General features: G+C 69.1%; 10 protein-coding genes and 1 pseudogene. 5 read left to right on the forward strand and 6 right to left on the reverse strand.

The window, feature by feature from the left end:
* Nucleotides 1-289 precede the first annotated feature (289 nt).
* From VLF18_RS12980 to VLF18_RS13005, 6 genes are all read right to left on the reverse strand, one after another.
* Nucleotides 290-1,099, reverse strand: a complete 810-nt coding sequence (locus VLF18_RS12980; protein WP_325280053.1) for an amidohydrolase — start codon at nucleotides 1,097-1,099, stop codon at nucleotides 290-292.
* 13 nt (nucleotides 1,100-1,112) lie between these two features.
* Nucleotides 1,113-2,258, reverse strand: a complete 1,146-nt coding sequence (locus tag VLF18_RS12985) for a pyridoxal phosphate-dependent aminotransferase (RefSeq protein ID WP_325280054.1) — start codon at nucleotides 2,256-2,258, stop codon at nucleotides 1,113-1,115.
* Between the two features lie 70 nt (nucleotides 2,259-2,328).
* On the reverse strand, nucleotides 2,329-3,453 hold the full coding sequence (locus tag VLF18_RS12990) for an AI-2E family transporter (RefSeq protein WP_325280055.1): 1,125 nt from the start codon (nucleotides 3,451-3,453) through the stop codon (nucleotides 2,329-2,331).
* Entirely contained in the window at nucleotides 3,450-3,719 is a 270-nt protein-coding gene (locus VLF18_RS12995) for a hypothetical protein (protein ID WP_325280056.1), read from the reverse strand. Before VLF18_RS12995 ends, VLF18_RS12990 begins: the two co-directional genes overlap by 4 nt.
* A complete protein-coding gene (locus VLF18_RS13000) occupies nucleotides 3,691-4,137 on the reverse strand; it encodes a hypothetical protein (protein WP_325280057.1) in 447 nt (148 codons plus the stop codon). Before VLF18_RS13000 ends, VLF18_RS12995 begins: the two co-directional genes overlap by 29 nt.
* Before the next feature lie 2 nt (nucleotides 4,138-4,139).
* Nucleotides 4,140-4,571: a hypothetical protein gene (locus tag VLF18_RS13005; RefSeq protein ID WP_325280058.1), complete on the reverse strand. Its 432-nt coding sequence runs from the start codon at nucleotides 4,569-4,571 to the stop codon at nucleotides 4,140-4,142.
* 253 nt (nucleotides 4,572-4,824) lie between these two features.
* Here VLF18_RS13005 and VLF18_RS13010 point away from each other — a divergent pair, with 253 nt between their 5' ends.
* The 5 genes and pseudogenes from VLF18_RS13010 to VLF18_RS13030 form a co-directional block, all read left to right on the forward strand.
* Complete coding sequence (locus VLF18_RS13010) at nucleotides 4,825-5,346, forward strand: RNA polymerase sigma factor (protein ID WP_325280059.1); 522 nt, start codon at nucleotides 4,825-4,827, stop codon at nucleotides 5,344-5,346.
* Complete coding sequence (locus VLF18_RS13015) at nucleotides 5,343-6,581, forward strand: hypothetical protein (protein ID WP_325280060.1); 1,239 nt, start codon at nucleotides 5,343-5,345, stop codon at nucleotides 6,579-6,581. Before VLF18_RS13010 ends, VLF18_RS13015 begins: the two co-directional genes overlap by 4 nt.
* 67 nt (nucleotides 6,582-6,648) lie before the next feature.
* A complete protein-coding gene (locus VLF18_RS13020) occupies nucleotides 6,649-7,245 on the forward strand; it encodes a YigZ family protein (RefSeq protein WP_325280061.1) in 597 nt (198 codons plus the stop codon).
* Nucleotides 7,246-7,331: 86 nt separating this feature from the next.
* The gene (locus tag VLF18_RS13025) at nucleotides 7,332-9,086 is read left to right on the forward strand and encodes an ABC transporter transmembrane domain-containing protein (RefSeq protein ID WP_325280062.1); all 1,755 of its coding nucleotides are present in this window, start codon (nucleotides 7,332-7,334) and stop codon (nucleotides 9,084-9,086) included.
* 93 nt (nucleotides 9,087-9,179) lie between these two features.
* Nucleotides 9,180-9,505: pseudogene (locus VLF18_RS13030) on the forward strand (hypothetical protein); the annotation flags it as partial.

A 9,505-nucleotide genomic window follows, 5' to 3' on the forward strand; every position in this document is an offset into this window, starting at 1 on the left:
GACGGTTCGGTCGGCGACACGCCGCTGGGCTGGTTCGTCGACGACGTGAAGGTGCAGAGCTGCCGCACGGCTCCGCCGGATCTGATCTTCGAAAACGGCTTCGAATCCACGCCGTAAGCGAGTAACGAAGAAGGCCGCCGAAAGGCGGCCTTCTTCGTCGGGAATGAGAATCGGGAATCGCAGGAGCGGAAGCGGAGCATGCTGCGCTCAGCACCAGCCCGGGTGCCGGTACCGCGCTTACGTACGTCGGTGAGCCGGAGGCAAAGCCCGGCATCGCCATCGCAAGAATTCAGCCGAGTTCGAACGCGTCGGCATCCATCCACGCGGGGAAGCGCTCGCGATGGGCAGCGAGTGCGGCCGCATCGAGCGTGGCCGTGACGACCAGTTCGCTCGCACCGAGTTCGACCAGCGGCTGGCCCAGGAAATCGAGCACGGCGCTGTCGCCGGCATAGTGCAGCCCGTTGCCGTCGGTGCCGACGCGATTGACGCCGGCGCAGTAGCTGAGGTTCTCGATCGCGCGTGCGCGCAGCAGCGTCTGCCACGCATAGCGGCGCGGGCTCGGCCAGTTCGCGACGAACAGCACGAGGTCGTAGTCGAAGCGGCACGACACGCTGCGGTCGTAGCGGTTGCGGATCCAGACCGGAAAGCGCAGGTCGTAGCAGACCAGCGGGCAGATGCGCCAGCCGTTCAATTCGACGATGAGACGCTGCTCGCCTGCGGCGTAGCGTTCGTGCTCGCGCGCCATGCGGAACAGATGGCGCTTGTCGTAGATCTCGAAGCTGCCGTCCGGACGCATCCAGACGAGCCGGTTCACGCATTTCTCGCCGACGCGCGTGACGAGACTGCCCGTGATCACACAGCCGGCTTCGGCCGCGAGCGCGCTCAGCCAGCGCAGGCTCTCGCCGTCCATGGTCTCGGCATTGCCCAGCGTCTCGTTCGTGAAGCCGCTCGTGAACGTTTCCGGCAGCACGACGAGATCCGTCGTGCCGCGCAGCGCGCGCACCTTGCCGCCGTAGTAGTCGCGATTCGCCGCCGCGTCGTGCCAGCGCGTATCGCCCTGGACGAGCGACACGCGCAGCGGTTGCCTGGGTTCGGTCATGGTCGGTTCCGTATCAGACGCGCGCGAGACGTTCGGCCGCCGCGGCGAGCGTCGCGTCGCTCTTGGCGAAGCAGAAGCGGATGATCCGCGCGTCGGGCGCGGTCTCGTAGAACGCGGACACCGGAATCGCGGCGACGCCGGCTTCGCGCACGAGCCATTCGCAGAAATTCAGATCGTCCTTGTCGCTGATCGCCGAATAGTCGACGAGCTGAAAATACGCGCCGCCGACCGGCAGCAGGCGGAACCGCGACGGCGCGAGCAGCGCGCGGAAGCGGTCGCGCTTTTCCTGATAGAACGCGGGCAGGTCGAGATAGTGCTGCGGATCGTTCGCGAGCACGTCGGCGAATGCCCACTGCGCCGGCCCGAACGTGCAGAACGTCAGGTACTGGTGGACCTTGCGGAATTCGGTGCTGAGCATGCGCGGCGCGACGCAGTAGCCGACCTTCCAGCCGGTGCAGTGGTAGGTCTTGCCGAACGAACTCACGACGAAGCTGCGCTCGGCCAGTTCCGTATGACGCAGCACGCTCTGGTGATCGAGTCCGTCGAACACGATGTGTTCGTAGACCTCGTCGGAGATCACGAGGATTTCGCTGCCGCGCGTGAGTTCCGCCAGCGTGTCGAGGTCGGCCGCACTGAACACCGCGCCCGAAGGATTGTGCGGACTGTTGACCATGATCACGCGCGTGCGTGGCGTGATCGCGTCCTTGACGCGCTGCCAGTCGACGGAAAAATCCGGCAGCGTCAGCGGCACGTGCACGGCACGACCGCCGACGAGATCGATCGCGGGCTCGTAGCAGTCGTAGCAGGGATCCAGCACGATGACTTCGTCGCCGGGCCGCACGACCGCGGCGATCGCCGCGAAGATCGCCTCGGTCGCACCGGAGGTGACCGTGACTTCCGCGTCGGCGTTGACCTTGCGGCCGTAGAGCCGTTCGGTCTTCAGCGCGATCTGTTCGCGCAACGCAGCCACGCCGGTCATCGGCGCGTACTGGTTCTTGCCCGAATTCATCGCCGCGGCCAGCGCGTCGCGCAGTGACTGCGGTCCGTCGAAATCGGGAAAGCCCTGTCCGAGGTTGACCGCTTCGTGCTGCTGCGCGAGCTGGCTCATGACCGTGAAGATCGTCGTGCCGACTTTCGGCAGCTTGGTCTGGATCTGCATCGTCTATCCGTTTGGACGGCCAATTGGACGCCTTCCTAAAGGACGCGATCGTAGCACGCGCGCCGCGGCGTCATCCGAGCAGATGGGCGAACCAGTCCCAGCCCTCGACGCGCTGGCAGACGATCTTCAGCGCGACCAGCAGCGGCACCGCGACGACGATGCCGATCGCACCCCAGAGCCAGCCGAGCAGCATCAGCCAGAGCAGAATCATCAGCGGATTGATCTTCAGCCGCCGCCCCAGCACGAGCGGCGTAAGGAACTGCCCCTCGACGATGACGAGTGCCGCGAACAGCGCCGCGGGCGTCAGCGCCGCGCCGATCTTCGGATACGTCAGGAGACCCAGCAGCACGAACAGCAGCGTCATGCACAGCGGACCGAAATACGGAATGAAATTCAGCAGCAGCGCCATGACGCCCCAGAGCAGCGGATCGGGAATGCCCAGTGCGAACGCGATCGCGGTGGCGCCGACGCCGACGAGCGTGTTGATGGCCGTCGTCGTGAACAGATAGCGCGACATCTCGTGCTGCATCACGCGCACGATCTCGAACGCGTTGCGCCGCGAGGCGACCGACGAGGCCAGTCCGATCGCATGCCGCAGCAACGCCTCGCCATACACCAGAAAAAAATATACAAGCAAAAAAATGCTGAATATCGTCACGACCAGGCGCGGCGCGGCGGCGACCGTGTCCCAGACGTCGAACAGCACCGGCGACGGCGGACCTTCGACGCGCGAGCCCATCATGTTCTGGGTCGCACGGCCGGCGGCCTCGATCTGCTGCGTCACCGCGCGCATCCGCGGCGTCAGCAGCCGCGCGGCTTCCGGCGCGCGGTCGATCCAGTGCTGGGCCGGCTCGGCCACGGCGACGAACACGAACGCGACGATCGTCGTGCCGGCCGCCATCACGAGCATCGCGACCAGCGCGCGCGGCAGCCAGCGCCGCGACAGACTCGCGACGAGCGGATTCAGCGAGAGCGCGAAGAACAGCGCGAGCAGCACCGGCACCGCGAGTCCCTTGGCCAGATACATCGCGCCGAGCGTCGCGAGCATCGACAGCCAGATCAGGGTCTGCCGCAGCGAGGCAATCTGGCGCTGCTGCCGGATGACGATGAGTTCCTCGTCACTGGTCCGCGCCGCGTCGTCGGGCTGCGGTTCAACCCAGTGCCATTGCATCTGCCACCAGCGCGGCGGACTCATGCGTCGTCGTCTCCGGCGGCGAACAGCGGCAGCACGCGCGTCAGCGCGAATTTGCCGAGGCCGATCAGCGTGCTGCCGCGCAGGTGCCGGGGCAGCACGATCATCAGCACGCCGGCCGCGAGTCCGACGCCGATCAGGAGCTTCGGCGACAGCGCACGCGCGAGGCGGCGCAGGTCGCGCTGCTCGTCGCCAACCTCGGCCACGGCCGCGTCAAAGCGCAGCGCCGACAAGGCGACTTCACGTTCCAGCGTCTTCATCCGGGTCATCGTCCAGGTCGCTCCTTTCGAGCCAATAGGCAATGCGACGGCGCGATTCGGCGAAACTCGCCGCGCGCACGGCGTGGCGCAGCAGCAGGCTGCCGACCGCCAGCACGACTGCGCTGACCGCGCCGAGCCAGAGCAGCGCCTGGCCGATCGAGCCGGTCCATTGATACAGCAGCAGAAGCGCCGCTCCCCAGATCGTCGCGAGGAAGAACACGCCGCCGAGCGACACCACGGCGATCCAGATCAGCGCATTGGGTACTGCGGCGCGCGCCAGGCGCGCTTCGGCGCGCAGCAGCGCGATCGCCGAATCGCGCAGCTCGCCGCCGAGATCGAACCAGCGTCCGACGCGCTTGAACAGACCGCGCCGCACGCGCCGACGGCGCCGGTGCGGCGCGCCGGCGCTCTGCTCGGTTTCGTCCACCCTCAGCGGCCGCGACGGCGCAGCAGGTGTGCGGCCAGCGCGCCGGCCGCCGCCGCGATCGCGATCGAACGCATCGGATGCCGGCGTACGAACTGCGACACGCTGACGCCCACGGCGCGACCGAGCTCGATCGCGTCCTCGGCGACTTCCTGGCCGAGTTCGCCCATCTCGTCGATCGCGTCCTGCAGGCCCTCGCGCGTTTCGCTCGCGGCCTCGCGGGTTTCGCTGCGCACGTTGCGCGCACGCTGGCCGAGCTTCGCGCCGATGTCGCCGACGCTGTCGCGCGCCTCGTGCCAGGCGCGGCCGAGCGCGCCGCCGAGTTCATGGATCGCTTCGGCCGGCGTCTTGGCCGACGCGTCGCCGTTGCCGTTGTGCACGTCCGCCGCGACGGCGGCCGGTTCGGTTGAACGTAGCGGAGTTTTTTCAGTGGCCATGATCAGCATCCGGGTTGCGCGTGGGGAAACGGAATCGTGCCCGACCGCCGGCCCCGCCGGCGTGCGGCGGCGACCAGAGTATCAGGGCTGGAGTATCGGGGCCGGCAGGTCGCGGCCGCGTCAAACCCCAGGCGGTGGTACACGCCGTTGCAGTCGCTCGACTCCGGCCGCCGGGGATGCCACGTGATGACGTTGCCCCATGTATCGCTTAACCTGCCGCCCCATGAGGGAGGAGTGTACGGACGAAGAATTGATGCTGGCCTACGGGCGCGGCGACGCGCACGCGTTCGAAGCGCTGTATACCCGCCACCGCGGCACGCTGTATCGCTTCCTCCTGCGTCATTGCCGCGAACGGGCCAGCGCCGACGAGCTGTTCCAGGAAACCTGGAGCCGCGTCATCGTCGCTCGCGAGCGCTATCGGCCGGAGGCCAAGTTCACGACCTGGCTGCTGCAGATCGCGCACAACCTTGCGATCGACCTGATGCGCCGCAATAGACCCCAGGCCGGCAGCGAGGAAACCGAGCTGATCTTCCGCCAGCTCGATGCCCCCGAGGCCGAACGACCCGAACGGGTGCTCAGCGAGTTCGAGCAGCGGCGCCGCCTGCAGCTCGCGCTCGAGGACCTACCCGACGAGCAGCGCACGGCGTTCGTGCTGCGCATGGAAAACGGACTCGGGCTGGAAGAAATCGCCGAAGTGACGGGGGCCGGACAGGAAACGGTGAAATCGCGTCTGCGCTATGCGTTCGCGAAGATCCGCGCAAGGTTTGCCGAATGACTCATCGAAATCACCACGAGCGCGAATTCGAAGCGTTCCTCGCTGGCGAGGAATCCGAACTCGCGCGCCTGTATCGCCGCCTGCCGCAGAGCGAGCCGGACCCCAAGCTCGACGCCGCCGTGCTCGCGATGGCGCGCGCCGCGGTGGAGCCGCAGCGCATGAACGCGCTGCGCCATGCGAAGGACAAGCACCGCCGGCCGCTCTGGGTCGTCGGCCTGAGCAGCGCCGCGGGTGTCGTCCTTGCCGCCGGGCTGGCCTGGCAGATGCGCGGCGCGTTCAACGAATCCTTGCCGTCGGCATCGAACCCGGCGTCGCCGGCGGCGGCCCGCAGCGAGCGCGAGGTCATTCCGATCAGCGCGATCGTGCCGCCGCCCGAGCCGGCCACCGCGGAAACCGCAGCGATCCCGCCGCCGGCGCTTTCGGTGCCAATGCCGCCGCCCGCCCCCGCGGCGGCGCCGGCGCAGCCCGCGCCGATGGCTGAAGCGGCCAGGTCCGCGCCGCGCGCCGCGAAGGCCACGCCGCACAAGCGCGAGGTCGAACTGGCCGCGGCCAGCGCCGACAAGAAAGATCAGGCCCCGCGTTTCGAGACGACGCAGCCGCAGGAGCCGCCGGCTGCGGCACCCGCGCGCGAAGCGCTCGCGGACGCCGCGACGGACTCGGCCAGCAACCGCGCCGACGGCGAACGCGACCTCGCGCGATCAACGGCCGCACCCGGCAGCAGCGGCGCGCGGCCGCAGGCGTTCCCGGCCACGGCGCCGACCGACTACAACTCCGTCGAGCGCAAGGCCGCGATCGCCAGCGGCACGCGTCGCGACGACTATGGGCTCGACGCCGAAGCCGGTTCGACCGATCCACGCGTCCAGCAGGAACAGCGCGCACGGCAGTCGCGCCAGGTCACCCACGACAAGGGCACCGGCGGCAACGGTCTTGCCGCCAAGCCGGCGTCGCGCACCGTCGCAGCCGACGCCGCTCCGGCTCCGGTGCTGCAGGAAACAGCGCCGGCACCGGCGGCCGCCTCGACGCCGGCGAGCACCGTTGCAACCGGCGATGCCGACAAATCCGCCGAGACCGAACTGCAGCGCAATGCGCGCCTCGCGCCTGACGAATGGATCAAGAAGATCCGCGAGCTGCTGCGCGCCGGACGCAGGGCCGACGCGATAAAGAATGTCGAGCTGCTGCGCGAACGCCATCCGGACCACGTGCTGCCCGACGATCTGCGCACGCTGCATCCCTGAGCCGCCGCTGCCGAGGGGAACTCGGGCGTTCGTTCGTCACCGGTTCGATCGTCGATAATCCGGCGCGATGAACACGCCGCTCAGCACGCTCGCGCAAGCCGTCTCGATATCCGAAGAGATCAAGAAGAGCCGATTCCTCTGCCAGGCCGCCCCTGTCGCCACGGCGGAAGCGGCGCTGGAATTCCTCGCACAGATCTCCGACCCGCAGGCCACGCACAACTGCTGGGCTTATCGTATAGGTCAGCACTACCGGTTTTCGGATGACGGCGAACCGGTCGGCACGGCCGGCAAGCCGATGCTGCAGGCCATCGACGGGCAAGGCTTCGATCAGGTCGTCGCCGTCGTCACGCGCTGGTACGGCGGCATCAAGCTCGGCGCGGGCGGTCTCATGCGCGCCTACGGCGGCGTCACCGCGCAGTGCCTGCGGCTGGCCGCGCGCACGCCGCTGGTGCGCAAATCCGAGGTCGAGTTCGATCTGCCGTTCGCCCAGCTCGCGCTGCTCAAGTCGCGGCTGTCCGAATTCGATGCCGACTGTCTCGCCGAAGCGTTCGGCGCCGACGGCGCGGCACTGCGGCTGGCCCTTCCGGACGCGCGCGTCGACGCGCTGGCCGCCTGGCTCGCGGACCTGACCCGCGGACGCACTGTCCTGCGCCGTCGCGAATGACTCGCAATTGAAACTGGCAATGACGCCTCCATGACGATCCGAATGGCCGACCTCGGTGCGGCGGCACGTTTCCCTGGACCTTCCCGATGACCGATCCGAAACCGCGCCGCCTCGCCTCGCTCTCGCTGCTGTTTCCGCTGCTGCGCGGCCAGCGCGGCCTGCTCGTCGGCTGGGTCGTGTTCCTCGTGCTGTCGTCGGCGGCCACGCTGTCGCTGCCCGTCGCGGTCCGCCACATGATCGACGGCGGCTTCGCCGACGCGAACGCGGCCAGCATCGACACGAGCTTCCTGCTGCTGTTCGGCGTCGCCGCCGTGCTCGCGATCGCGACCGGCGCGCGCTACTTCTGCATCACGCTGCTCGGCGAACGCGCCGTGGCCGGCCTGCGTCGGCGGCTGTACGACCATCTGCTGACGCTCGACCAGGCCTTCTTCGAACGCGCACGCATCGGCGAGCTGACCTCGCGGCTGTCGGCCGATTCGGAACTGGTCCTGACCGTCGTCAGCTCCAGCCTGTCGGTCGCGGTGCGCAGCTTCGCCACCTTCATCGGCGCATCGATCGCGCTGGTCTGGACGAGCCCGCGCCTCGCGGGCTATGCCGCGCTCGTGATTCCGCTCGTGATCGTGCCGATGGTGCTCAGCGGCCGCCGTCTGCAGAAGCTTTCGCGCGACAGCCAGGACCGCGTCGCCGACGCATCGGCCGTCGCGAACGAGACCCTGAACGCGATGCGCGCGGTACAGGCCTATGGCCGCGAGGCTACCGAGCGCACGCGCTACGGCGACGCGATAGTCCGCGCGCTGACGACGAGCCGGCGCCGCATCGGTGCGCGCGCGGCGGTCACGACGCTGGCGATCCTGCTCGTGTTCGGCGCCATCGTGCTCGTGCTCTGGGCCGGGGCGAACGCGGTACTCGCCGGCGAGCTCAAGGCCGGCGTGCTCGGCCAGTTCGTGCTCTATGCGGTGATCGCCGGCGGTTCCGTCGGCGCGCTCAGCGAGGTCTGGGGCGAGGTGCAGCGCGCCGCCGGCGCGCTCGAACGCATCAACGAACTGCTGTCGACGTCCTCGACGATCGCCTCGCCGGCCGCGCCCGCGGCGCTGCCGCAGCCCGTGCGCGGCGCGATCGCGTTCGACGCCGTCGAATTCCGCTACCCGTCGCGCCCCGAAGCGCCGGCGCTGCACGACTTCACGCTGCACGTGCGCCCCGGCGAGACCGTCGCCCTGGTCGGACCGTCCGGCGCGGGCAAAAGTACGGTTTTCCAGTTGTTGCTGCGCTTCTACGACCCGCAGTCGGGCAGCGTGCGCATCGACGGACAGGATCTGCGCGCGCTCGCGCTGCCCGACCTGCGCGGTGCGATCGCGCTCGTGCCGCAGGACACCGTCATCTTCGGCGCGAGCGCGCTCGACAACATCCGCTTCGGCCGCGTCGACGCCGGCGAGGACGAGGTGATCGCCGCGGCGCGCGCCGCCGAGGCGCACGATTTCATCGCCGCGCAGGCCGACGGCTACGCGACGCACCTCGGCGAACGCGGCGTGCGGCTGTCCGGCGGCCAGCAGCAGCGCATCGCGATCGCGCGCGCGCTGCTCAAGGATGCCCCGATCCTGCTGCTCGACGAGGCGACCAGCAATCTCGATTCGCAATCCGAAGCCGCTGTGCAGCATGCGCTCGAACGGCTGATGCGCGGGCGCACGACGCTCGTGATCGCGCATCGCCTCGCAACCGTGCAGCAGGTCGACCGCATCGTCGTGCTCGACGCCGGCCGCATCGTCGCCCAGGGCACGCACGACGAACTGCTGCGTCAGGGAGGACTCTATGCCGAACTCGCCCGCCTCCAGTTCGCCGCCTGACCGCGAGCGCGCGTGTTCGCGCGCCGGTCGATCCGCGCCGCCCTCGTTCGACGCCTGCGGCGACGTTCCATTTTTCCCCTACGAGTCACCGTCATGACCCTGCGATTCCCGTTGCGCATCGTTCTCGCGCCCTGCGTGGCCGCGCTGCTGCTCGCCGGCTGCAGCTCGGAACAACCGTCTGCCGCAGCCGCCGCTGCGCCCGACGCCGGCGCCAGCCTCTCCGTCAACCTCGTCACACCGCAGTCGCGGCCGCTGCAGCGCCGCCTGACCGCCTCGGGCAGCGTCGCCGCTCAGGAAGAAATGCTGCTCGGTGTCGAACTGTCCGGCGTGCGCGTCGCCGAAGTCCTCGTGGATGTCGGCGAAACCGTCCGCAAGGACCAGGTGCTGCTGCGGCTCGACACGCGCACGCTGCGCAGCGA

The sequence above is a fragment of the Tahibacter sp. genome (genome assembly GCF_035481375.1).
GTDB lineage: Bacteria > Pseudomonadota > Gammaproteobacteria > Xanthomonadales > Rhodanobacteraceae > Tahibacter.